Raw genomic sequence first — 22,130 nt, forward strand, 5'->3', positions numbered from 1 at the left:
TACTTCGACACCTGCCAGGAGCAGCCACCATGACCACCAGCACCGGCCCCTTCATCGCCGCGATCGACCAGGGCACCACCTCCTCCCGCTGCATCGTCTTCGACCGCGACGGCCGCATCGTCGCCGTCGACCAGAAGGAGCACGAGCAGATCTTCCCGAAGCCGGGCTGGGTCGAGCACGACGCCACCGAGATCTGGACCAACGTCCAGGAGGTCGTCGCCGGAGCCATCGCCAAGGCCGAGATCACGGCCGCGGACGTCAAGGCCGTCGGCATCACCAACCAGCGCGAGACCACCCTGCTGTGGGACCGCCACACCGGCGAGCCGGTCCACAACGCACTGGTCTGGCAGGACACCCGCACCGACGCCCTGTGCAAGGAGCTCGGCCGCAACGTCGGCCAGGACCGCTTCCGCCGCGAGACCGGCCTGCCGCTGGCGAGCTACTTCGCCGGCCCCAAGGTCCGCTGGCTGCTCGACAACGTCGAGGGCCTGCGCGAGCGCGCCGAGGCCGGGGACATCCTCTTCGGCACCATGGACTCCTGGGTCATCTGGAACCTCACCGGCGGCCCCCAGGGTGGCGTGCACGTCACCGACGTCACCAACGCCTCGCGCACCATGCTGATGAACCTGCACACCCTGGCCTGGGACGAGAAGATCGCCGAGTCCATGGACGTGCCGCTCAACGTCCTCCCGGAGATCAAGTCCTCCGCCGAGGTCTACGGCCACGTCAAGGAGGGCGTCCTGGCCGGCGTCCCGGTCGCCTCGGCGCTCGGTGACCAGCAGGCCGCGCTGTTCGGCCAGACCTGTTTCGCCGAGGGCGAGGCGAAGTCCACGTACGGCACCGGAACGTTCATGCTGATGAACACCGGCGACAAGATCATCAACTCCTACAGCGGCCTGCTGACCACGGTCGGCTACCAGATCGGCGACCAGCAGCCGGTCTACGCGCTGGAGGGCTCCATCGCCGTCACCGGCTCGCTCGTCCAGTGGATGCGCGACCAGATGGGCATGATCAAGACCGCGGCCGAGATCGAGACGCTGGCCTCCTCCGTCGAGGACAACGGCGGCGCCTACTTCGTGCCCGCCTTCTCCGGCCTGTTCGCCCCGTACTGGCGCTCCGACGCCCGCGGTGTGATCGCCGGCCTCACCCGGTACGTCACCAAGGCGCACATCGCCCGTGCCGTCCTGGAGGCCACCGCCTGGCAGACCCGCGAGATCACCGACGCCATGACCAAGGACTCGGGCGTCGAGCTCGCCGCCCTCAAGGTCGACGGCGGCATGACCTCCAACAACCTGCTGATGCAGACCCTCTCCGACTTCGTGGACGCCCCCGTGGTGCGCCCGATGGTCGCCGAGACCACCTGCCTCGGCGCCGCCTACGCCGCCGGTCTGGCCGTCGGCTTCTGGCCCGACACCGACGCCCTGCGCGCCAACTGGCGCCGCGCGGCGGAGTGGACCCCGCGGATGCCCGCCGAGCAGCGGGAGCGCGAGTACAAGAGCTGGCTCAAGGCCGTGGAGCGGTCCATGGGCTGGGTCGATGACGAAAACGCCAGCTGACCGCACAGCGGCGCAATCGACGAGCAAGTAGGAGTCAAGGGATATGAGCAGCCTGCAGAGCGTTCCCACGCTGGGTACGCACCCGACCGCCGGTTCGAACGCGAGCCGTGCCGAGACCCGTGAGCAGCTGGCGAAGGCCACGTACGACCTGCTGGTCATCGGCGGTGGAATCCTGGGCACCTCGGTGGCCTGGCACGCCGCGCAGTCGGGTCTGCGGGTCGCCATGGTGGACGCCGGCGACTTCGCCGGCGCCACCTCCTCGGCCTCCTCCAAGCTCGTCCACGGCGGCCTGCGCTACCTGCAGACCGGTTCGGTCAAGCTGGTCGCCGAGAACCACCACGAGCGCCGGGTGCTGGCCAAGGACGTGGCCCCGCACCTGGTCAACCCGCTCACCTTCTACCTCCCGGTGTACAAGGGCGGTCCGGTGGGCGCGGCGAAGCTGGGCGCGGGCGTGTTCGCGTACTCGGCGCTGTCGGCGTTCGGCGACGGCATGGGCAAGATCATTTCTCCGGCCCGCGCCGCCGCCGACAACCCGGGTCTGAAGACGGACGACCTGAAGGCCGTCGCGGTCTACTACGACCACCAGATGAACGATTCGCGCGTCGCCGTGATGACGGTCCGCGCGGCCGTGGAATCGGGCGCCGTCGTCCTGAACCACGCCGAGGTCACCGGTCTGCGCATGACGCGCGGCCGCGTCTCGGGCGCCGAGCTCAAGGACCGCCTGGACGGCACCGAGTTCGGTGTCGACGCCCGCGTGGTGCTCAACGCCACCGGCCCGTGGGTGGACCACCTGCGGCGCATGGAGGACAAGCACTCGATGCCGTCCATCCGCCTCTCCAAGGGCGCGCACATCGTGATGAAGCGCAAGTCGCCGTGGAAGGCCGCCATGGCCACCCCGATCGACAAGTACCGCATCACCTTCGCCCTGCCGTGGGAGGACCAGCTGCTGCTGGGCACCACCGACGAGGTGTACGAGGGCGACCCGGCGGACGTGCGCGCCACCGAGGGCGACATCCAGCAGATCCTGGACGAGGCGGCCTTCTCGGTGAAGGACGCCGATCTGGACCGCTCGCTGATGACGTACGCCTTCGCGGGCCTGCGCGTGCTGCCCGGCGGCCCGGGCGGGGTGGAGAAGGCCAAGCGCGAGACGGTCGTCTCCGAGGGCGCGGGCGGCATGCTGTCGGTGGCCGGCGGCAAGTGGACCACGTACCGGCACATCGGCCGCGTGGTCATGGACAAGCTGGCCAAGCTCCCGGGCAGCCCGCTGACCGATGACATGGAGCCGGTGAAGTCCCTCGTACGACGGATCGCGCTGCCCGGTGTCGCCAACCCGAACGCGGTGGCGCACCGGCTGCTCGTGGACCGCGAGCCGGGCTCGCGGATGGACCCGCTGACCGCGCGGCACCTGGCCTCGCACTACGGCTCGCTGGCCTTCGACATCGCGCGCCTGGCGAACGAGGACCCGGCGCTGGCCGAGCGGATCCACCCGGACGGGCCGGAGATCTGGGCGCAGGTCGCCTACGCCCGGGACAACGAGTGGGCCGAGACGGCGGACGACGTGCTGCGCCGCCGTACGACGGTGACGGTCCGCGGTCTGGACACCGCCGAAGTGCGCGGCCGGGTCGAGGAGATGCTGGCCCACGAGGCATAGCCGGTGGCGTGAGTGGGCAGAGGGGCGGTTCCAGGGGGAACCGCCCCTCTGTCGTGGGCTGTGGCCGGTGCCTCATCAAGGCTTAGGCTGACCCACGTACACAAGGGAACTTCGGAAGGAGACCTGGGTGATCGAGCTTGAGGGCGTGCCCGAGCTGATCGACCCGGTCATGGTGGCCGCGTTCGAGGGCTGGAACGACGCGGGTGACGCCGCCTCCGGGGCGGTCGCACACCTGGACCGGGAGTGGAAGGGCGAGGTCTTCGCGGCTCTGGACGCCGAGGACTACTACGACTTCCAGGTCAACCGGCCGACGGTGTGGCTGGACAACGGGGTGCGGAAGATCACCTGGCCGACGACGCGGCTGTCGGTGGTCCGCATCGGCGGGACCAAGCCGCGCGACCTGGTGCTGGTGCGGGGCATCGAACCGTCCATGCGGTGGCGTTCGTTCTGCAACGAGATCCTGGGCTTCGCCCACGAGCTGGGCGTGGAGATGGTCGTCATCCTGGGCGCGCTGCTCGGCGACACCCCGCACACGCGGCCGGTGCCGGTCAGCGGGGTGACCTCGGACGCGGATCTGGCGCGGACGATGGACCTGGAGGAGACCAAATACGAGGGCCCGACCGGGATCGTGGGCATCCTCCAGGAGGCCTGCACCCATGCCGGGGTGCCGGCGGTGTCCCTGTGGGCGGCGGTGCCGCACTACGTGTCGCAGCCGCCGAACCCGAAGGCGACGCTGGCCCTGCTGAACCGGCTGGAGGATCTGATCGACATCCGGATCCCGCTGGGCGAACTCCCCGAGGACGCGCGGGCGTGGCAGTTGGGCGTGGACCAACTGGCGGCCGAGGACAGCGAGGTGGCGGAGTACGTCCAGACGCTGGAGGAGGCGCGGGACACCGCGGATCTGCCGGAGGCGTCCGGGGACGCGATCGCGCGGGAGTTCGAGCGGTACCTGCGGCGGCGGGATCCGTCCGCGGCGGCGGAGCCGGGGGACGGGTCGTACCTGAGGGACACCTCGGGTGGGATGCCGCGGCCGCCGAAGCGGAAGCCTTCGGGGACCGAGGAGGAACCCCCGGCCCCTCCGGCGGCCTCGCCGGACGAGGACGGGACGCCTCCGGAGGCGTAGCCCGGCGCGGGGGCGGGGCGGGGCGGGGCGGGGGGATTTTCTCCCCGCCCCGCCCTTTCGCCGTTTCCCGGGGCGCCGGCCCCGGACCCGGCTCCTCACAACGCCGGAGGGGCTGGATGCGCCCGCAGGGCACGTCCAGCCCCTCCGGGGGGTGCTTACAGGGCCACGCCCAGCAGGGCGTCGACCGTGCGCGAGACCAGGCCGGGGGCGGACTCGTCGTCGCCGCCCGTGGCGAGCTGGCGCTCGACCCACTGGTCCACCGCCGCGAGGGCGGCCGGGGCGTTCAGGTCGTTGGCGAGGGCCTCGCGGACCTCCTCGACCAGGGCGTCGGCCGGGGTGCCGTCGGGGCGGGAGACGGCCGCGCGCCAGCGCTCGAGGCGGGCCACCGCCTCCGCGAGGACCTCGTCGGTCCATTCCCAGTCCGCGCGGTAGTGGTGCGAGAGCAGGGCCAGGCGGATCGCCGCCGGGTCCACGCCCGCGCGCCGCAGGGCCGATACGAAGACCAGGTTGCCCTTGGACTTCGACATCTTCTCGCCGTGCAGCGCGACCATCCCGGCGTGCACGTACGCCTTGGCCATCGGGAACTCGCCCGTCAGCACCTGGGCGTGCGAGGCGCCCATCTCGTGGTGCGGGAAGGCCAGGTCGGAGCCGCCGCCCTGGATGTCGAAGGTCATGCCCAGGTGGTCCAGGGCGATGGCCACGCACTCGATGTGCCAGCCGGGCCGGCCGCGGCCCAGCGAGCCGCCGTCCCAGCTCGGCTCGCCCGGGCGGGCGGCCATCCACAGCATCGGGTCGAGCGGATTCTTCTTGCCCACCCGGTCGGGGTCGCCGCCGCGCTCGGCCGACAGCAGCCGCATCGCCTCGGCGTCCAGGTGGGAGACCTTGCCGAAGTTCGGGTCGGACTCCACGGAGAAGTAGACGTCGCCGTCCAGCTCGTAGGCCGCGCCCGCGTCCCGCAGCCGCTCGACGAGCGGCACGATGCCGGGTATGGCCTCGACTGCGCCGATGTAGTGCTGCGGGGGCAGCATCCGCAGGGCGGTCATGTCCTCGCGGAACAGGGCCGTCTCGCGCTCGGCGAGCTCGGTCCAGTCCTGGTTGTCGCGCAGGGCCCGCTCCAGCAGTGGATCGTCGACGTCCGTGACGTTCTGGACGTAGATGACCTGCCGCTTGGTGTCGAGCCACACGCGCTGCACGAGGTCGAACGCGTTGTAGGTCGCCGCGTGACCGATGTGCGTCGCGTCGTACGGGGTGATCCCGCAGACGTAGATACGGGCGACGGGACCGGGGGCGAGGGTGATCGTCCCTTGGGTCGCGGTGTCGTGGATCTGGAGGTCGCGGCCCTTGCCAGGCAGGGCGGGGACCTCAGAAGCGGGCCAGGCATGCATGCTTCGAGACTAACCGGACGGGTGTTCCGAAAACTAACCGGACCTGCACTGTTGTCTTGATCGGCGCTCTTGCGCCATGGCCGGTTCTATGCGTGCGGGCCCGTACGGGCCGCCGCCCGCTCAGAGTGGGCAGCGGCCCGCTCAGACGGGCGGCCAGGGGATCGCGGGCCACTGCCCCGAGGGCTGCGGATGCCTCCCGGTGCGCAGCAGCAGGGCCGTACGGGCCCGTACGGCGGCCAGCTCGGCGGTGGTGACCAGTTCGGCCAGTCGGGTGGCGAGGGGCTCTCCGGGGGCCAGTGCGGCCTCCAGGGCGGTCAGGACGGCGCTCGCTTCCTCCGTCAGCGGCTCCCCCGCCCAGCCCCAGATCAGGGTGCGCAGTTTGTCCTCGGTGTGGAAGGTCACTCCGTGGTCGATGCCGTAGAGCCGTCCGCCGGGTGCGGGGAGCAGGTGGCCGCCCTTGCGGTCGCCGTTGTTGATCACGGCGTCGAGGACGGACATCCGGCGCAGCCGTTCGTCGTCGGCGTGCACGAGGAGCGCGGTGCGGCCCTCGCCGACCTCGGCGAAGGCGACGGGCTTCCAGCCCTCCCCCGCCTCCTCGCCGTCGACGAGCGCGAGCAGCTCCGCCTCCGGGGACTCCCCCGTCTCGATCCACTGCTGGACCATGCCCTCGCCGTACGGTCCGTCGCGCAGCACGGTCGGGGGCACCAGCCCCCAGCCGGTGGCCTCGGAGACCAGGTACGCGGCGACCTCGCGCTGGGCGAGGTTGCCGTCGGGGAAGTCCCACAGCGGGCGCTCGCCCTTGACGGGCTTGTACACGCAGTCGGTGCTCACGCCCCCGTGCGTGACGGTGCACAGCAGGACGGCGTTGGACGCCTCCCGGATCCGGCCGACGACGGTGAGTTCGCCGTGCGCCAGCAGCTCTTCCACTTCCGCCGTTCCCCCCGTCGCGTTCACGCCTGGCGCCGGTAGCCGTTCTGGCGCGGGCAGACGTGCCCTTCGGGGTCCAGCGGCAGGCTGCACAGCGGGCACGGCGGCCGGCCGGCGTTGACCACGTCCAGGGCCCGCTTGGTGAAGGCCCGGGCCTGGGCGCCGGTGAGGCGCACGCGCAGCATCGGCGGGCCGTTCTCCTCGTCCTGGAGGAGGCGCTCCTCCGCCTCGGCGAGGTCCTCCTCCGAGTCGGCGTCGAGTTCCACCAGGGCCTGCGCCTCGACGATCATGCGCTGGTCCTCGCCGTCCCAGGCCAGGGCCATGGTGCCGACGCGGAACTCCTCCTCGACGGGGACGTCGAGGGGGGCGGTGTCGGTCGCCTCGGCGGGGGCCACGGCGGGGACGGGGGCATTGCCCCCGGTGCGCCGTACGACCTCGTCCAGCAGTTCTTCCATCCGTTCCGCGAGCGCCGCCACCTGGGTCTTCTCCAGGGACACGGAGGTGACGCGGGGGCCGGTGGAGGCCTGCAGGAAGAACGTACGGCGTCCAGGCAGGCCGACCGTGCCGGCCACGAAACGGTCCGGCGGGTCGTAGAGGAACACCTGACGGGGCACGTCCAGTCTCCAAGCGTCCGGGGGGACCCCCGGACGGAGAGTCCGGGGGAAGCAGGGGCAGGGCTGCGCCCATGGGTTGGCCCGTCCACCCTACTGCGCCGTTCGATCACACCGCGCCCGCACCACCCCCTACGACCGCCTCGCCGCCCGCTTCCGCGTCGTCCGCGGCCGCCGCGTCGTCCGGCGCGGCCTTTTCGCGGGGCGCGAAGGAGGCGAAGTCGCCGGTGTCGCCGAGCCGGAGCAGGAAGGGCCGGGTCGGCGTGTAGCGGATCGCGGTGACCGAGCAGGGGTCGACGTGGATCCGCTGGAAGAGGTCCAGGTGCATGCCGAGGGCGTCCGCGACAAGGGACTTGATGATGTCGCCGTGCGAGCACATCAGGTACACGGCGTCGGCGCCGTGTTCCTCCTCGATCCGCGCGTTCCAGTCGCGTACGGCGTCCACGGCGCGGGCCTGCATGGCGCGCATGGACTCGCCGCCGGGGAAGGCGGCGGCCGAGGGGTGCTGCTGGACGATGCGCATCAGGGGTTCTTCGGAGAGTTCGGAGAGTTTGCGGCCCGACCAGTCGCCGTAGTGGCACTCGCCGATCCGCTCGTCGGTGTGCAGCGCGAGACCGGGCCGGGCCGCCAGCAGCGGGGCCAGGGTCTCGGCGCACCGCTCCAGGGGACTGCTGACGGCGGCGGCCAGCGGCACGGCGGCGAGCCGCCCGGGCAGCGCGGCGGCCTGTTCGGCTCCGTGCTCGTCGAGAGTCACCCCCGGGGTCCATCCGGCGAGCAGCCCTGCGGTGTTGGCGGTGGACCGCCCGTGTCGTACGAGGATCAGCGTGGCCATGGCAGAAGGGTAAGCGGTGACGCCGGCGTGCGGCCGGGGTCCGGGCAGGGAACAATGCGCGAGTGATTGTGGACTGCGCCATGTACCGCGACGGCCGCCGCTCCGAGGCGCCCGACGACTTCTCCGATGCCCTCGACGAGGCGCGGGCCACCGGTGACTCCTTCCTCTGGGTCGGCATGTACGAGCCGACGGAGAAGGAGTTCGAGCACGTCAGCCATGAGTTCGGGCTGCACCCGCTGGCGGTGGAGGACGCGCTGACCGCGCACCAGCGGCCGAAGATGGAGGTCTACGACGATTCGCTGTTCGTGGTCCTCAAGCCGGTGATGTACGACGACGCGTCCGACACGGTGAGCACGGGCGAGCTGATGGTGTTCATCGGCGACTCCTTCGTCGTCACGGTCCGGCACGGCGAGGGGGCGGCGCTGGCCGCCGTGCGCCACCGGCTGGAGCAGGATCCCGAGGTGCTCAAGCACGGGCCGACGGCGGTGCTGTACGCGGTCTCGGACGCGGTGGTGGACCACTACATCGAGGTGGCCGCCGAGCTCCAGGCGGATCTGGAGGAGCTGGAGGCGGAGGTCTTCTCGCCGAACCCCTCGGACAGCAAGAACACCGCGGCCCGGATCTACGGGTTCAAGCGGCAGGTGCTGGAGTTCCGCCGGGCCACGAGTCCGCTGCTCCAGCCGATGGACCGGCTGGCCTTCGGGGACGTGCCCTTCGTCCACGAGCACGCCCAGCCGTTCTTCCGCGACGTCGCGGACCATCTGACGAAGGCGAACGAGTACGTCGAGGGCCTGGACCGGCTGCTCTCGGACGCGCTGGCCGCGCACCTGGCGCAGATGGGCGTCCGGCAGAACGACGACATGCGCAAGATCTCGGCCTGGGCGGCCATGGCGGCGGTCCCGACGATGGTGGCGGGGATCTACGGGATGAACTTCGAGCACATGCCGGAGCTCAAGCACCGCTGGGGCTATCCGCTGGTGGTGCTGGTGATGGTGGCCCTGTGCCTGGGCCTGCACCGGATGTTCAAGCGCCGCGGCTGGCTCTAGAGCCGGGCCTGCCTCCAGAGCGGGTTCAGGCGAACTCGGGGGCGGCGGTCGGGGCCCCGCCCAGGGGGTTGCTGCGCTCCGGCTGGCGCAGGTCCACCATCCTGCGCCAGCCGCTGAAGCGCTCGTACGCGTACGTCCCGCGGATCCCGGCGGCCAGGACGGCCGCCTTCGGCGCGGGCCAGCCCAGCAGCCGCCCCATGTGGCCCATGACGGCGAGGCTCACGTCGCGGTAGACGGCGATCTCGGCGAGGGCGCACTCGCGCAGCACCCGGTGGATGGTGCGGGCATGGCCGGCCCGGGCCAGGCGCAGCAGTTCCTCGTGGCAGTAGGCCAGGTGGTTGTCCTCGTCGGCGCCGATCATGCGGATGGCCCTGCCGAGCTCGGGGTCGTCCCCGAAGTGCCGTACGAGCATGATCATCTGGTCGGCGGCGCGCTGTTCGGTGACCCGGCTGTGGGCGAGGTAGACGACGATGTCCTCCTCGCTCAGGGCCCGCTCGCCGCGCAGCTTCTCGTGGCTCAGGCCGATGCCGCGCCGCTCCAGCAGCATCGTGTAGTCGGTCTCCGGGGGGACGGGCACGGGGGGCAGGCCGCGCTTGCGGAGCAGCGCGTTGAAGATCCGGCCGTGCTTGTCCTCGTCGGCGCCGTGCCGGGTGATCTTGGGCGCGAGCTCGCGCAGGGAATCGGGGACCAGCGCCGCGATCCGGGCGTTCTCCCAGCCGCCCTGGGACTCGCCGCCGGCGGCGATGGAGCAGAACAGCTGGAAAGAGGCGTCGTGGTCGACGATCTCCCGGAACAGGCTGCGCGCAGAGAGCATGTACCGAGTCAAGGGCGGTTTCGCGGGCCGGGCAACCGGGTGCGGCGTACGGCTCGGCCGAATGAACGACTGCGACCGGCGGCCCCGGGGGCGTAACCCCGCGGCCGCCCCGCGCGTTGTTGGCTGTGTCGGCCGTGGCGGGGAAGACCCCCCGAGCCCCCACCACGGCCGCAGACTTCCCCCGGGCCCCGGGGGCCCCGGGCCGCTCAGGCCAGGCCGGCGAGCTCCAAGGCCTCGACGCCGGCCCGCAGGGCGGCGGTCCGCTCGTCCAGGGTGAAGCCGGCCGGGGCGAGCGTCAGGGTGGTCACCCCGGCCTCGGCGTAGGCCCGCATCCCGTCGGCGATGCGCTCGACCGGGCCCAGCAGGGTGGTGGAGTCGATCAGCGAGTGCGGGATCGCGGCGGCCGCGCCCTGCTTGTCGCCGGCCAGGTACTTGTCCTGGATCTCGGCGGCCTCCTTCTCGTACCCCATGCGCTGGGCCAGCTGGTTGTAGAAGTTCTGCTTGCGGCTGCCCATGCCGCCCACGTACAGCGCGGTGTACGGACGGAACATGTCGGCGAGCGCGTTCACGTCGTCGCCGAGGGCCAGCGGCACGGTCGGGCAGACGTCGAAGCCGTCCATGGTCAGCCCGGCCTTCTCGCGGCCCGCCCGGATGTGGGTGAGGGCGGTGGCCTCCAGGTGCTCGGCGGCCGGGAAGATCAGCAGGGCGCCGTCGGCGATCTCGCCGGTCTGCTCCAGGTTCTTCGGCCCGATGGCGGCGATGTAGAGCGGGATGTGCTCGCGCTCCGGGTGCACGGTCAGCTTGAGCGGCTTGCCCGGCCCGCCGGGCAGCGGCAGGGTCCAGTGCTCCCCCTCGTAGCTGAGCCGTTCGCGGGTCATCGCCTTGCGGACGATCTCCACGTACTCGCGGGTCCGCGCGAGCGGCTTGTCGAACTTCACGCCGTACCAGCCCTCGGACACCTGCGGTCCGGACACGCCGAGGCCGAGCCGGAAGCGGCCCTTGGTGAGCGAGTCGAGGGTGGCGGCCGTCATGGCCGTCATGGCGGGCTGGCGGGCCGGGATCTGCAGGATCGCGGAGCCCACGTCGATGCGCTCGGTCTGGGCGGCGACCCAGGCGAGCACGGTCGGCGCGTCGGAGCCGTAGGCCTCCGCGGCCCAGCAGACGTCGTAGCCGAGACGGTCGGCTTCCTGGGCCACGGCCAGGTTGTCGGCGTCCATGCCAGCGCCCCAGTAGCCGAGATTGATGCCGAGCCGCATAAGTCGTCCCCTTACCGGTTTACCGATCAGTAACGTAGGTCTGCGGGGACTGTAGCGCGCCCGGCCGTCCCGCGTCAGTGCGGCAGTAGTCTCAGCCCTCATGGAGCAGAGGCATCTCGGCCGCACCGGACTGCGCGTCTCCCGGATCGGTCTCGGCACACTGACCTGGGGCCGGTCGGCGGACGGACCGGACGAGGCGGAAGCGGCCGCGCAGTTGAAGACGTTCTGGAACGCCGGCGGCACGCTCGTGGACACCGCCGACGTGTACGGGGGCGGGGAGGCGGAGTACCTCCTCGGGCAGTTGATCGGTTCCGTGGTCCCGCGGCGGGATCTGGTGATCGCGACGAAGGCCGGCGGGGTCGCGGATCCGGACCGCCGCTTCGACGCCTCGCGCGGCCATCTGCTCGCCGCGCTGGACGATTCCCTGGCCCGTCTGGACACGGACTACGTCGACCTCTGGCAGGTCCACGCCTTCGACCCCTGGACCCCGCTGGAGGAGACCCTCCAGGCGCTGGACATCGCCGTGAGCAGCGGCCGGGCGCGGTACACGGGCGTGTCGAACTTCAGCGGCTGGCAGCTCGCGAAGGCGGCGACCTGGCAGCTCGCGGAGCCGGGCGTACGGACCCGGCTGGCCTCGACCCAGATGGAGTACTCCCTGCTCCAGCGCGGGGTGGAACGCGAGGTCGTCCCGGCGGCCCTGGACCTGGGCCTGTCCCTCCTCCCCTCCTCCCCCCTGGGCCGGGGCGTCCTGACGGGCAAGTACCGGGCGGGCACCCCGGCGGACTCCCGGGGCGCGTCGGAAACCCTGGCGGCCTTCGTGGACCCGTACCTGGACGAGACGGCGAGCCGCATCGTGGACGCGGTGGCGACCGCCGCGCACGGCCTCGCGGTGACCCCGCTCCAGGTGTCCCTGGCCTGGGTCCGCGACCGCCCCGGGGTGGCCGCCCCGATCGTCGGCGCGCGCACGTCGGCGCAGCTCGGGGAGGCCCTGTCGGTGGAGGCCCTTAGTCTTCCGGAGGAGATCCGCCACGCACTGGACGACGTCTCGGCGCCCGTCCACCGCTATCCCGATCAGGACTGGAGCACTTTGTGAGCGACACCGCCGCCGCGGCAGAACCGGCCGACCCGGCCCGGGAGGGCACCCCCGCCGCCGCGGAAGCCGAGCCGACCCCACCGGGCCCCGGCGAAGCCGAGGACGGCGCCCCTCGGGCGGACGCCCCCACGCCCGGCGAAGCCACCGAGGACGACGCGACGAAGTCCGCGCAGGCCGAGGCCACGGCATCCGGCGAAGCCGAAGCCGCCCCGGAACCGGAGGCTGCCCCGTCCGGCGAAGCCGGGGACACGGAGGCCGAGGCCGTGCCGGCCGGGGACGCGGGGGCGGAAGCGGACGCCGCACCGTCCGGCGGAGCCGAAGACGCCCCGGAACCGGAGGCTGCCCCGTCCGGCGAAGCCGGGGGCGCGGAGGCCGAGGCCGTGCCGGCCGGGGGCGCGGGGGCGGAAGCGGCTCCCGTCGGCGGAGCCGGCGGGGACGGGGGGCCGGGGGCGGAGCCCCCGGTTTCGGGAAGGGGCGGGGTGGGGGAAAGCCCCGCAGGGCCCACCACCGACGGCACGCCCGCGGACACGGAGCCGGAAGCCGCGACGGAAGCCGAAGTGGCCGACGGGGCCGGCGGGGGCGCCGGCACGGGAGCCCCGGCCGCCGAGGCGCAGCCTCAGCTCAGCGAGGCCGCCGCGGAGCTGGCCGCGCAGAAGATCGAGCGGGAGCGCATCGCCCGCCGCAAGGCGGAGCGCGAAGCCCCCGTCGAGGCCGGTGCCAAGCTCAGCGGCACGGCCGCCGACCTGCTGGCCGCCGTACGGGCCGTGGAGAGCGGCGCCAAGCCCCCGGCCCGGTTCGACGCACCGGCACCCCGCAGGAGCGTCCCGGCGCCCGCGCCGGAGCGCACCCCGGCCACCGCCCCGGCGCCGGCGTCCGCCCCCTCGCCCACGGCGGCCCCGGCCGCCATCGCCTCCCCCGACGCCGTCCGCGCCGTCCGCGAGGTGCTCCTCCGGGGCGGAGCCCCCGAGGCCCTCGCCCCGCAGGCCGCCGCCGCCCTCGGCGAGGACGCCGCCGCGCAGCTCACCGAGTCGCCCTGGCGGCTGCTGGCCGTGGCCGGGGTCCGCCCGACCCAGGCCGACGGCTTCGCCCGCGCCCTGCTCGGCGCCGAGGCGACCGGCCCCGGTGACGAGCGGCGCGCGGCCGCCCTGGTGGGCTGGCTGCTGGCGCAGGCCGCCGCCAAGGGCCACACCGTGCTGGAGGCCCCCACCCTGGAGTCGGCTCTCGCCCAGTACGGCGTGCCCGACCCCGCGGAGGCCCTGGAGGCGGCCGTCGGCGAGGGCGCCGCGCTGGCCTTCGAGGAGCCGGTCGGCCCGCCCGTCGGTGAGTCCGCCGAGGACGAGGAGCAGCCGGTCCGGATCCTGGTGGGGCTGGAGGGTGCCGCCATGGCCGAGGAGAGCCTCGCGGAGGGCCTGGCCCGGATCGCCAACGCCTTCACGGACCCCGCCGACTGGGACAAGGCGGCCAGCGGCCCCGGCGCCGAGCTGATCCGCGCCGCCGCCGGGCACGGCCTGGTCACCCACACCGGCGGCGAGGCCGCCCGCGCCGAGCCCCGTGCCCTGTCCGCGGCCGCCCGGGAGTTCGGGCTGCGGGTCTGCCTGGCCGCGCACGCCCCCGCCGAGGGGGCCGTCACGGTGGCGGGTCTGCTGGCCGGCGCCGAGGGCCCGGGCCGGGACGCGGACGGGCAGTTCGCGCTGGACCTGCTGATCGTGCTGGACGCCCCGCAGCTGGACGTGGAGACGGCCGCCGCGCTGGTGGAGTCCGTGCCCGACGGGGCGCGCCTGGTGCTGTCCGGCGACCCCGCGGTGCTCGGCTCCGCCGGGCCCGGCCGGGTCTTCGGCGATGTGCTCGCGGCGCGCGCCTGCCCGCAGCTCGTCTCCCGGATCCCGGACCCGGGCCCGATCGGCGAGCTGGTGTCGGGGATCGGCGTCGGGGAGCTGTACCAGGTCGAGGCCCCCGGCAAGGAGGTCGTCATCGTCCCGGTCCGCGACGCCGGGGAGGCCGTGCACCGCACCGTGCAGCTGGTGGCCGAGTCGGTGCCCCGCGCCTTCGGCATCCCGGCGGACGCCGTCCAGGTGATCACCCCGGGCCACGGTGGCCCGGCGGGCACCCGCGCGCTCAACGCCGCCCTCAAGGAGCGTCTGAACCCGGGCCCCGGCCGGTTCGGCGGCTTCGACCCCGGTGACCGGGTGGTCCACGTGCCCTCCGCCGGGCGGGCGCTGCCGGCCCGGGTGCTGTCGGCCGACGCGCAGGGGCTGCACCTGGCCGCGGCCGCGGGCGCGCGGATCGTCGTACCGAAGGAGCGGGTGGAGTCGCAGGTGCGGCACGGCTGGGCCGTGACGGCGCACCAGGCCGTCGGTTCGCGCTGGCCCGCGGCGGTCGTCGTGCTGCCCGGGGACGCGGCTCAGGCCCTGTCCCGGGACTGGGTGTACACGGCTTTCGGCCGGGCCGAGCGGCACCTCTCGGTGGTGCACGGGGTGGACCAGGCCCTGCCGCGCGCGGTCGCGGAGGTCCCGGCGAAGCCCCGTACGACCCGGCTGACGGGTCTGCTGAGGGCCCTCGTCGCCTCGGCGTCGGCGGCGCAGCCCGAGTAGCGGACGCGCGCGGCCCCCGTCCCGGGTGGGACGGGGGCCGCGGTGCGTTCCGGCTCGGTACGAGGTCTCGCGCGGGCCGGGATCAGGCCGTCGTCAGGCCCCGCTCGGCCGGCGCGCCGTCCCCGGCCTCGTCGTCGGCCTCGCCCTCGTCGTCGTCCTCGTCGAAGACCGAGCTGACGTCGAAGCGGTGCATGACGTCCTGCGGATCGATGTGCCCGAAGGGCGAACCGAGCCACTCCCCCGGTTCCGCGACCTCCTCGGAGGCGGCGATCCACAGGGTGGAATCGCCCTCCTCCAGCCCGAAGTCCTTGGCCCGGGAGGCGATTTCATCGGGCTCGTACTCGCCGAAGAGCACGCCGAGCGCGTCGGCGGTGCCGCCGTCGTGGCCGAGGTCGGCCTCGCGGTCGTGCGCGACGACGCGTTCGGCCTGGGCGATCAGGCGCGCCGGTTCGACGACGGCGTAGTCGCGGCGGATGAGCACGCTGAAGGCGGCGGGTTCGGCGGGACCGGTGTACGGAAGCCCGTCCTCGGGAGTGGGGATCTCGAAGGGGGTGACCTCGTCGTAACGGTCGTAGAGGAGCTCGTCGTACTCCTCGGCGGCGGCGGCGAGTTCGTTGAACGCGGCGTATACGTCCGGATCATCGTCCCCGATCCTGCTCTCGACCGCGGCGAGGTGACGGTCGAGCGCGGCCTTGACCGCCTCGGCGGCGGCGCGTACCTCGGCAACAGTGGGCAGAGCGGCATCAGACATAGTGCAGACGCTATCCGTAGCGGGGCTCTCACGGCACAATAGATGCGATGCCGGAATACGAATTTGTCGACTTGTACGTGCCCCGCGGGGTTCCACGTCAGGAAACGACCCGCCTGCTGACCGAACACGCCGAGTACGGGCACTGGGAGCTCGACCGGCTGACCCTGCTTCGGGACGGCAGTCGCCGCGTGCGACTGCGCCGCCGGATCATCCGTCAGGTCCGCGCGACCTGGTGACGCGGCCCCGGGGGCGGGGACCCGCGTCGTGAGGAACCGTCAGGCCCTGTCGTGGGCCCGGCGGCAGAGCACGGTGCCGGCCGCCTGCATGCCCGCGGCCGGGGGCACGGGGGCGGTGCGGACAGCACCGGAGCCCGTGCGGGCCCGCGCGGGGCCCGTTGAAACCGGACAGCCCCGGAGCGCTGGAATGCGCTCCGGGGCCGCGGACTTCAGATACGTCAGGCGTTGACGCAGGTGTTGCCGAAGGCCGGGTTCAGCAGGCCGATCACGGAGATCGTGTTACCGCAGACGTTCACGGGAACGTGGACCGGAACCTGGACGACGTTGCCGGACAGGACACCGGGCGAACCGATGGCCGCACCCTGGGCACCAGCGTCGGCGACGGCCAGACCCGCACCCGCGAGAACCAGACCACCGGTGACAGCCGCAGCGGCGGCAACCTTCTTGAGCATTGTTCCTCCTAGTAGGCAAGCGCGGTCCCAGCCGCGGACCGCACCACCTGTAACGAGGAGGGATCACCGGGGCTACGAGCGTATGAGCGCATTCACTCTTCTCAGTGGTTTCCGCACACCTTCCCGATTCCCAGGCGTTAGGTACGCCCCACCCGCGCCGCCGCCCGCCTCAGGACTCGTCGATGAACCGGTCGAGCACCCGGACGCCGAACTTCAGACCCTCCACCGGCACCCGCTCGTCCACGCCGTGGAACATCCCGGCGAAGTCCAGCTCCGGCGGGAGCTGGAGCGGGGCGAAGCCGAAGCAGCGGATGCCGAGGTCGTCGAAGGACTTGGCGTCCGTGCCGCCGGAGAGCATGTACGGGACCGCGCGGGCGATCGGGTCGTGCGCCTTCAGGGCGGTCTGCATGGCGTCCACGAGCTTGCCGTCGAAGCCCGTCTCCAGGGCCTTGTCCGCGTGGACGTCCTCGCGCTTCACGCGCGGACCGAGGATCCGGTCGAGGTCGGCGAAGAACTCCTCCTCGTAGCCGGGCAGGAAGCGCCCGTCCACGTGGGCGGTGGCCTGGCCGGGGATGACGTTCACCTTGTAGCCGGCGCCGAGCATGGTCGGGGCGGCGGAGTTGCGCAGGGTCGCGCCGACCATCTTGGCGATGCCGCCGAGCTTGGCGAGCGTGGCGTCCATGTCGTCCGGGTCGAGCGGGGTGCCCAGGGCGTCCGAGAGCTCGTCCAGGAAGTGCCGGACGGTCTTGGTGACCCGGACCGGCCAGGTGTGGCGGCCCAGGCGGCCGACGGCCTCGCAGAGCTCGGTGATGGCGTTGTCGTTGTTGGTCATGGATCCGTGGCCGGCGGTGCCCTCCACCGTCAGGCGCATCCAGTGCATGCCCTTCTGGGCGGTCTCCACCAGGTACAGCCGCAGGTTCTCGTTCACCGTGAAGGAGAAGCCGCCGACCTCGCCGATCGCCTCCGTGACCCCCTCGAACAGGCCGGGGTGCTTGTCGACGAGGTACCGGGCGCCGTAGGTGCCGCCCGCCTCCTCGTCCGCGAGGAAGGCCAGCACGATGTCGCGCGGGGGCTTGCGGCCGCTGCGCATGCGGTCGCGTACGACGGCCAGCGTCATCGCGTCCATGTCCTTCATGTCGACCGCGCCGCGGCCCCACAGGCAGCCGTCGGCGATCTCGCCCGCGAAGGGGTCGTAGGTCCAGTCGGCGGCATTGGCCGGAACCACGTCGGTGTGCCCGTGGATCAGCAGGGCCGGCCGCGAGGGGTCCTCGCCCTCGATCCGCGCCACGGTCGAGGCGCGCCCCTTGTGCGATTCGAAGATCTGCGGCTCCAGCCCGACCTCGGCGAGCTGCTCGGCGACCCACTCGGCCGCCTTGCGCTCGCCGGGCCCGGAGTGGTCCCCGTAGTTGCTGGTATCGATCCGGATGAGGTCCCGGCAGAGGTCGACGACCTCGTCCTCGCCGGTGACGGTCCTGCCCGCGCCCGATTCGCTCACGCTGATTCCTCCCACTGATCAGTTCCGAACTGCCTCCATCCTCGCGCCCCGGGGCGCTTCGCCCAAGGGCGATCCCCGGCCGCCGGGGGGTGTGATCGAGGACCCCGGAATGTTTGGTAATGTTTTCCACGTCGGAACGGCCCGCGAGGGACGCGAGACAGACACCTTGTCCGGGTGGCGGAATGGCAGACGCGCTAGCTTGAGGTGCTAGTGCCCTTTATCGGGCGTGGGGGTTCAAGTCCCCCCTCGGACACCAAGCGAAAACCCCACTTCACGTGGGGTTTTCTGCGTTTGGCGGCACCATCGGCGCGGAGCGTCCCGGTGGGCGGTACGGGATATTCTGTCCGGGTGAACGAGAATCCTCCCCCTTGCCCGAAATGTTCCTGCGCCTACACCTACGAGATGAACGCGCTCGTGGTGTGCCCCGAGTGCGGTCACGAGTGGGTGCCCGCCGAGGACGGCGCCGAGGGCGGCGGGGACGCCGGTGAGCGGGTCGTGAAGGACGCCGTCGGGAACGTGCTGAACGACGGCGACACCGTGACCGTCGTCAAGGCGCTCAAGGTCAAGGGCAGCCCCTCCGGGATCAAGGCCGGCACCAAGGTGCGCGGCATCCGGCTGATCGACGGGGTCGACGGGCACGACATCGACTGCAGGATCGACGGGTTCGGGGCCATGCAGCTGAAGTCGAGCGTGGTCAAGAAGGCCTGAGCCGCGTAGCGGACGTACGGAGAGGGGCCCCGCCGCGGCGGGGCCCCTCTCCTCTGTCGTACGTGCGGTACGGGTCAGCCGCGCGGGGCCGGGACCGCGGTCCCCCCGGCCGACTCCGCCGCCTGGTCGAGGCGGAAGGCCTCGTTGCCCAGACCGATGCGGGCGTGCACCGCGGGGCGGCGGGAGCGCAGGAAGAGCCCGTACGCCAGGCCCACCACGGCGGCGGCCGCGATGATGCCGGGCAGGGCCCAGCTCAGCGCGGAGCCCTCCGCGGCGCCGACCAGGACGCCGAAGTCCTTGACCGTGTAGACGGCGATGGCGAGCAGGGCGAGGCCGGCGAGGCCCGCCGCGCCGAGCCGCCAGACCTGGGCGCCGGCGGTGCCGCGGCGCACGAAGAAGGCGATGACCGCGAAGGAGGCGGTGGCCATGAGGAGGGTCACGCCGAGGGCGCCGACGCTGCCCATCCAGGTGAACAGGTGCAGGACGGGCACGGTGGGGTCGCCGGCCGGCGTGTCGTCGGTGAAGGCGAAGGCCAGGACGACCACGACGGAGATCACGGTCTGCAGGAGCGAGCCGGTGGCGGGGGCGCCGGTGCCCGCGTTGGTGCGGCCGAAGGCGGCCGGGAGCAGGCCCTCGCGGCCCATCGCGAAGGCGTAGCGGGAGACCACGTTGTGGAAGCTGAGCATCGCCGCGAACATGCCGGACACGAAGAGGACGTGCAGGACGTCGGTGAAGGTGGTGCCCAGGCGGCTCTCGGTGAGCTGGAAGAGCAGGCCGGGGCCGGCTTCGGCGGAGGCCTTGACCACCTCGCCGGGGCCGGTGGCCACCGACAGGGCCCAGGCGCTGAGGGCGAAGAACAGGGCGACGAAGCCGACGGCGAGGAACATCACCCGGGAGACGACGATGTGCGGCTTGCTGGTCTCCTCGGCGTACACCGGGGACTGCTCGAAGCCGACGAAGGCGGCGATGCAGAAGCACAGGGCGGTGCCGAGGCCCGCGCCGGTGAGGGTCCCGGGGTCGAAGGCGTGCAGCGAGAGGCCCTCCGGGCCGGGCTTGCCGAGGGCGGCGACGTCGAAGACGACGACGAGGAGCACCTCGATGAGCAGGAGGACGCCGAGGACCTTGGCGTTGAGGTCGATCTTCAGCCAGCCGAGCGCACCGGTCAGGACGACGGCGGCCAGGGCCGGTATCCACCAGGCGAGTTCGGTGTCGAGGTAGGTGGCGAAGAGGCCGGAGATCTCGAAGCCGAGGATGCCGTAGACGCCGACCTGCATGGCGCTGTAGGCGACGAGGGCGACGAACGAGGCGCCGGCGCCGGCGGTGGGGCCCAGTCCGCGCGCGATGTAGGCGTAGAAGGCGCCGGCGTTGTGGACGTGCCGGCTCATCTCGGCGTAGCCGACGCTGAAGAGGGCGAGGACCGCGCCGAGGATCACGAACAGCAGGGGCTGTCCGACGATGCCCATGACCCCGAAGGTGGTGGGCATGACGCCGGCGACGACCATCAGGGGCGCGCTCGCGGCGAGCACGGAGAGCAGCAGGCCGGCGGTGCCGAGGCGGTCGGCGCGCAGGGCGCGGTCCTGGCCCTTGTACGTACGGATCTCGGCCTGGCCGGCCGGATCGGTGAGCGTGGTGGATCTGCCCGTCGGCATGGCGGGGTGTCCTTTCGGGGCGGGGACTGGGCGGTCAGGCGGTGCCGAGCGCGGCGCTGCGTGCGGCGAGGAAGGCCTTGTGCGGGTCGCGGTCCGGGTAGGACCAGGGGGCCTGGGTGGCGTGGCTGCCGATGCGCTGGAAGAGCGCGGCGGCCTCGGCGGGGCGGCCCTCGCAGAGCTTGGCGTGGGCGAGGAAGTTGAGGTCCACCCGGTTGCGGGGGTGGTCCTCGCGCTCCCACTCCAGCCACCAGTCGAAGGCGGAGCGCAGAACCTGGCGGGCGCGGCGGCCGGACCAGTGCTCGGCTCCGGCGTCCGGGCCGTGGCCCTGCCCGGCGGCGAGGACGCGGTAGCGCTCGGCGTGGGCGATGACGGGGAGGACGGCGAGCGGGGAGTCGGCCGGGGACTCCTCGGCGGCCCAGGCGGCGAAGTCGTAGACCTCGTGGAGGGGGTCGCTGCCGGCGGCCGGGGACCGCTCGGCCAGCCGGGAGACCATCAGGTGGTGGGCGTGGTGGTGCTCGCGGTGGCGGGCGCGGACCTGGTCGAAGTGGCGGCTGAACTCCTCCTCGGTGCCGAAGGCGCGGGTGAGCAGCAGCAGGCCGAGCCAGGGGGTGGGGTCGGCCGGGAGCAGGGCCGCGGCGCGGCGGCAGGCTTCGTCGGCGGCCTCGGGCGTGCCCTTGCGGCGCAGGGCGCCGAAGACCGACGCACAGGCGAGGAGGGTGATGGCGTCGGCGCTCTCCGGTTCGGCGAGGAGCCATTCGCGCGCCCACGCGGTCGCCGCCGGGGTTTCGGCGAGGACCACGAGCCGGTGTCCGCGGCGGTCCCAGTCGTCTCCCGTGGCGACGAGCAGGGAGCGGGCCTTGGCCCAGCGGCCCTGGGTGAACTGGGCGCGGACGTCGACGAGTTCCGTGTCGCAGAGGGCGGGGTCGAAGAGCTGGGCGTCCCGCTTGCGGGCGCGGCCGAGGGGCGGCGGAGGGGGCGGCATCCGCGGGTTTCCCTCCAGGACGCGGGCAGTTGGACGGTGTGGCCGGAAGATCACGCACAGCAAAGCGGTACGCACAGCTCCGCGTCAAGGTCCAGTCCACCGCGTGGCTCGTTTCAACTGGTGTTCCGGGCGGATGAGTTGCTGCGGTTGTTCCGGTTCGCGACAGGTTGTCGGCGGGCCGCGCACCCGTACGGTCCGGTTCGCGCGCAGGACCGTAGGCCGGCCGCCATGACGGCCTACGAGGATCTTCCGCCCCTCGCGTTCGCCTTCCCGGGTCCGCTGCGGGACAGGCTGGTGGCGGCGGTGCTGAGCGGTGCCGGGACCACGACCACGACCGTCCTGGCCGACTACGCGGCGGCGGGGGATCCGCTGCCCGTGGCGGGCGAGCGGATGGTGGTCATCGACTCCGCCGGGCAACCGGTGGGTGTCCTGGAGGTGACGGACGTACGGGTCCTGCGGCTGGCGGACGTGGACCTGCGGCACGCGCTGGACGAGGGCGAGGGGTACGCGTCAGTGGCCGAATGGCGCTCCGGCCACGAGGCCTTCCGGCACGGCCCGCAACTGCGCGAGGCCCTCGGCGATCCGAGCTTCACGGTCGGCGACGACACCCCGGTCGTGGCGGAGCGGTTCCGGCTGGTGACCCGGCTGCCCTGAGCGCGGCCGGGTCCGACGACGGCAGGGCCCGGACCGCGCATCGCGGTCCGGGCCCTGTCCGGTGCTGCGCCGCCCTGGGGCGGCGGTGGCTCAGCTCTGTGCGGTGGCGTCGCCCGGCTGCGCGGAGGCCTCGGCCGCGCCGTCGCCGGCGCCCGCCTTCTCGCGCATCTTGCGCAGCAGCTCGGCCTTCCGGTCGGCCGCGCCGCTGCGGTCGAGGTTGCGGTGCGGGCCGTTGTTCTGGCGTTCGGCGCGGGACTGGCGCTTGCGCTGGCCGCCGCCCTGGCCCACGGGGTTGTTGATGTTCTTGCTGACGGTCAT

General features: G+C 72.9%; 21 protein-coding genes and 1 tRNA gene. 10 read left to right on the top strand and 12 right to left on the bottom strand.

The genetic code is table 11. The features are described from left to right. Positions 1 to 29: 29 nt before the first annotated feature. The 3 genes from glpK (at position 30) to ACWCP2_RS11715 (ending at position 4,330) form a co-directional block, all read left to right on the top strand. On the top strand, positions 30 to 1,556 hold the full coding sequence (gene glpK / locus ACWCP2_RS11705) for a glycerol kinase GlpK (RefSeq protein WP_450908408.1): 1,527 nt from the start codon (positions 30 to 32) through the stop codon (positions 1,554 to 1,556). 43 nt (positions 1,557 to 1,599) lie between these two features. Continuing rightward, positions 1,600 to 3,207 carry an FAD-dependent oxidoreductase gene (locus ACWCP2_RS11710; protein WP_450908409.1) on the top strand — a complete coding sequence of 536 codons (1,608 nt, stop codon included), beginning with the start codon at positions 1,600 to 1,602 and terminating at the stop codon, positions 3,205 to 3,207. 127 nt (positions 3,208 to 3,334) lie between these two features. After that, complete coding sequence (locus ACWCP2_RS11715; protein ID WP_450908410.1) at positions 3,335 to 4,330, top strand: PAC2 family protein; 996 nt, start codon at positions 3,335 to 3,337, stop codon at positions 4,328 to 4,330. A gap of 155 nt (positions 4,331 to 4,485) precedes the next feature. Here the strand turns inward: ACWCP2_RS11715 and mshC are convergent, their stop codons facing one another. The 4 genes from mshC to ACWCP2_RS11735 form a co-directional block, all read right to left on the bottom strand. After that, positions 4,486 to 5,715, bottom strand: a complete 1,230-nt coding sequence (gene mshC, locus ACWCP2_RS11720) for a cysteine--1-D-myo-inosityl 2-amino-2-deoxy-alpha-D-glucopyranoside ligase (RefSeq protein ID WP_450908411.1) — start codon at positions 5,713 to 5,715, stop codon at positions 4,486 to 4,488. Between the two features lie 141 nt (positions 5,716 to 5,856). Beyond that, a complete protein-coding gene (locus ACWCP2_RS11725) occupies positions 5,857 to 6,702 on the bottom strand; it encodes an SCO1664 family protein (RefSeq protein ID WP_450908514.1) in 846 nt (281 codons plus the stop codon). Continuing rightward, positions 6,666 to 7,256 carry a DUF3090 domain-containing protein gene (locus ACWCP2_RS11730; RefSeq protein ID WP_243333987.1) on the bottom strand — a complete coding sequence of 197 codons (591 nt, stop codon included), beginning with the start codon at positions 7,254 to 7,256 and terminating at the stop codon, positions 6,666 to 6,668. The genes ACWCP2_RS11725 and ACWCP2_RS11730 overlap by 37 nt, the downstream gene beginning before the upstream one ends. Before the next feature lie 106 nt (positions 7,257 to 7,362). Continuing rightward, positions 7,363 to 8,085: a histidine phosphatase family protein gene (locus ACWCP2_RS11735; RefSeq protein ID WP_450908412.1), complete on the bottom strand. Its 723-nt coding sequence runs from the start codon at positions 8,083 to 8,085 to the stop codon at positions 7,363 to 7,365. A gap of 62 nt (positions 8,086 to 8,147) precedes the next feature. On the opposite strand from ACWCP2_RS11735, the gene corA reads away from it, so the two are divergent. Beyond that, the gene (gene corA, locus ACWCP2_RS11740; protein ID WP_450908413.1) at positions 8,148 to 9,131 is read left to right on the top strand and encodes a magnesium/cobalt transporter CorA; all 984 of its coding nucleotides are present in this window, start codon (positions 8,148 to 8,150) and stop codon (positions 9,129 to 9,131) included. A gap of 25 nt (positions 9,132 to 9,156) precedes the next feature. On the opposite strand, the gene ACWCP2_RS11745 is transcribed toward corA, so the two are convergent. Continuing rightward, the gene (locus ACWCP2_RS11745) at positions 9,157 to 9,945 is read right to left on the bottom strand and encodes a ferritin-like domain-containing protein (protein WP_450908414.1); all 789 of its coding nucleotides are present in this window, start codon (positions 9,943 to 9,945) and stop codon (positions 9,157 to 9,159) included. A 206-nt stretch (positions 9,946 to 10,151) separates the two neighbouring features. Beyond that, positions 10,152 to 11,201: an LLM class F420-dependent oxidoreductase gene (locus tag ACWCP2_RS11750; protein WP_450908415.1), complete on the bottom strand. Its 1,050-nt coding sequence runs from the start codon at positions 11,199 to 11,201 to the stop codon at positions 10,152 to 10,154. A 100-nt stretch (positions 11,202 to 11,301) separates the two neighbouring features. On the opposite strand from ACWCP2_RS11750, the gene ACWCP2_RS11755 reads away from it, so the two are divergent. Then, entirely contained in the window at positions 11,302 to 12,294 is a 993-nt protein-coding gene (locus tag ACWCP2_RS11755; protein ID WP_450908416.1) for an aldo/keto reductase, read from the top strand. Positions 12,295 to 12,557: 263 nt separating this feature from the next. Then, complete coding sequence (locus ACWCP2_RS11760) at positions 12,558 to 14,885, top strand: ATP-dependent DNA helicase (protein ID WP_450908515.1); 2,328 nt, start codon at positions 12,558 to 12,560, stop codon at positions 14,883 to 14,885. Between the two features lie 82 nt (positions 14,886 to 14,967). On the opposite strand, the gene ACWCP2_RS11765 is transcribed toward ACWCP2_RS11760, so the two are convergent. Further along, positions 14,968 to 15,636 carry a hypothetical protein gene (locus ACWCP2_RS11765; protein WP_450908417.1) on the bottom strand — a complete coding sequence of 223 codons (669 nt, stop codon included), beginning with the start codon at positions 15,634 to 15,636 and terminating at the stop codon, positions 14,968 to 14,970. Between the two features lie 47 nt (positions 15,637 to 15,683). Here ACWCP2_RS11765 and ACWCP2_RS11770 point away from each other — a divergent pair, with 47 nt between their 5' ends. Then, positions 15,684 to 15,872, top strand: a complete 189-nt coding sequence (locus tag ACWCP2_RS11770; protein WP_243333977.1) for a DUF5703 family protein — start codon at positions 15,684 to 15,686, stop codon at positions 15,870 to 15,872. A gap of 218 nt (positions 15,873 to 16,090) precedes the next feature. Here ACWCP2_RS11770 and chpH read toward each other — a convergent pair whose 3' ends face one another. Together chpH and ACWCP2_RS11780 are read right to left on the bottom strand one after the other, a co-directional pair. Beyond that, positions 16,091 to 16,324, bottom strand: a complete 234-nt coding sequence (gene chpH, locus ACWCP2_RS11775; RefSeq protein WP_250740333.1) for a chaplin ChpH — start codon at positions 16,322 to 16,324, stop codon at positions 16,091 to 16,093. Between the two features lie 169 nt (positions 16,325 to 16,493). After that, positions 16,494 to 17,819 (bottom strand): M20/M25/M40 family metallo-hydrolase, encoded by a 1,326-nt coding sequence (locus ACWCP2_RS11780; protein WP_450908418.1) that lies wholly within the window; start codon positions 17,817 to 17,819, stop codon positions 16,494 to 16,496. Positions 17,820 to 17,987: 168 nt separating this feature from the next. Here ACWCP2_RS11780 and ACWCP2_RS11785 point away from each other — a divergent pair. Together ACWCP2_RS11785 and ACWCP2_RS11790 are read left to right on the top strand one after the other, a co-directional pair. Beyond that, positions 17,988 to 18,075, top strand: a tRNA-Leu gene (locus tag ACWCP2_RS11785). Positions 18,076 to 18,167: 92 nt separating this feature from the next. After that, positions 18,168 to 18,527, top strand: coding sequence for a zinc ribbon domain-containing protein YjdM (locus tag ACWCP2_RS11790; RefSeq protein WP_450908419.1), 360 nt, complete (start codon positions 18,168 to 18,170; stop codon positions 18,525 to 18,527). 74 nt (positions 18,528 to 18,601) lie between these two features. On the opposite strand, the gene ACWCP2_RS11795 is transcribed toward ACWCP2_RS11790, so the two are convergent. Together ACWCP2_RS11795 and ACWCP2_RS11800 are read right to left on the bottom strand one after the other, a co-directional pair. Then, positions 18,602 to 20,176, bottom strand: coding sequence for an APC family permease (locus tag ACWCP2_RS11795; protein ID WP_450908420.1), 1,575 nt, complete (start codon positions 20,174 to 20,176; stop codon positions 18,602 to 18,604). A gap of 34 nt (positions 20,177 to 20,210) precedes the next feature. Next, positions 20,211 to 21,158 carry a hypothetical protein gene (locus ACWCP2_RS11800; protein WP_450908421.1) on the bottom strand — a complete coding sequence of 316 codons (948 nt, stop codon included), beginning with the start codon at positions 21,156 to 21,158 and terminating at the stop codon, positions 20,211 to 20,213. Positions 21,159 to 21,386: 228 nt separating this feature from the next. Here ACWCP2_RS11800 and ACWCP2_RS11805 point away from each other — a divergent pair, with 228 nt between their 5' ends. Further along, complete coding sequence (locus ACWCP2_RS11805; protein ID WP_450908422.1) at positions 21,387 to 21,812, top strand: ASCH domain-containing protein; 426 nt, start codon at positions 21,387 to 21,389, stop codon at positions 21,810 to 21,812. Between the two features lie 90 nt (positions 21,813 to 21,902). On the opposite strand, the gene ACWCP2_RS11810 is transcribed toward ACWCP2_RS11805, so the two are convergent. Next, the gene (locus tag ACWCP2_RS11810) at positions 21,903 to 22,130 is read right to left on the bottom strand and encodes a DUF6243 family protein (RefSeq protein WP_450908423.1); all 228 of its coding nucleotides are present in this window, start codon (positions 22,128 to 22,130) and stop codon (positions 21,903 to 21,905) included.

Source organism: Streptomyces sp. NPDC002104 (genome assembly GCF_053593795.1).